General features: G+C 68.3%; 1 pseudogene. It reads left to right on the top strand.

The window, feature by feature from the left end:
• Nucleotides 1-1,017, top strand: a pseudogene (locus EEJ42_RS54520) (CurL C-terminal domain-containing protein); the annotation flags it as partial.

Below are 1,017 nucleotides of genomic sequence, written 5' to 3' on the forward strand. Positions count from 1 at the left end.
TGATGCTCTGAAGAACGGTCACCGTGTGCTGGCCACCGTCCGTGGCACCGCCGTCAACCAGGACGGCGCCTCCAACGGCTTCACCGCCCCCAGCGGCAGAGCGCAACAGCGCGTCATCCTCGACGCATTGGCCGGCAGCGGTCTGTCCACGGCCGACATCGACGTGGTGGAGGGGCACGGTACGGGGACGCGGCTGGGCGACCCGATCGAGGCGCAGGCCCTGATCAACACCTACGGCCGGGCCCACAGTGCCGACAGGCCGCTGTATCTGGGTTCGTTGAAGTCGAACATCGGTCACACGCAGGCGGCGGCGGGTGTGGCGGGCGTCATCAAGATGGTGATGGCGATGCGCAACGGCGTCATGCCGCGCAGCCTGTACGCCGACAACCCCAGCCACGAGGTGGACTGGGAAGGCAGCGGAGTCGAACTGCTGGCACAGGAGCGCGCCTGGGTACGCGAGGACGGTCCGTTGCGCGCGGGTGTGTCGTCGTTCGGCATGAGTGGCACGAACTCCCACGTCGTCATCGAGCAGTTCGTCGAGGAGCCCGTGGCGGAGGCTGCGGAGTCCGGCGTGGAAACGCCAGGTGGTGTGGTTCCGCTGGTGTTGTCGGCGAGGTCGGATGCGGCGTTGTCGGGTCAGGCGGCGGCTCTGCGNGGATGCGGCGTTGTCGGGTCAGGCGGCGGCTCTGCGTGATCACCTGGCCGCCCGCCCCGAGTTGCGGTTGGTGGATGTGGCGCGTTCGCTGGTGACGACGCGTTCGGTCTTCGATCACCGTGCGGTGGTCGTGGGCGGACGTGATGAGGCGCTTGCCGGGTTGGAGCGGCTGGCGGGGGCTGTGCCGGGTACTCCTGGTCCGGGTGTGTCGGGTGCGGTGTCCGCGGTGTTTTCGGGTCAGGGTTCGCAGCGTCTTGGTATGGGGCGTGAGCTGGCCGGGGGTTTCCCGGTGTTCGCTGAGGCGCTGGATGAGGTCTGTGCGTTGGTGGATCCGTTGCTGGGGTGTGGTGTGCGTGAGGTGA

The sequence above is a fragment of the Streptomyces botrytidirepellens genome, from assembly GCF_003721215.1.
GTDB lineage: Bacteria > Actinomycetota > Actinomycetes > Streptomycetales > Streptomycetaceae > Streptomyces > Streptomyces himastatinicus.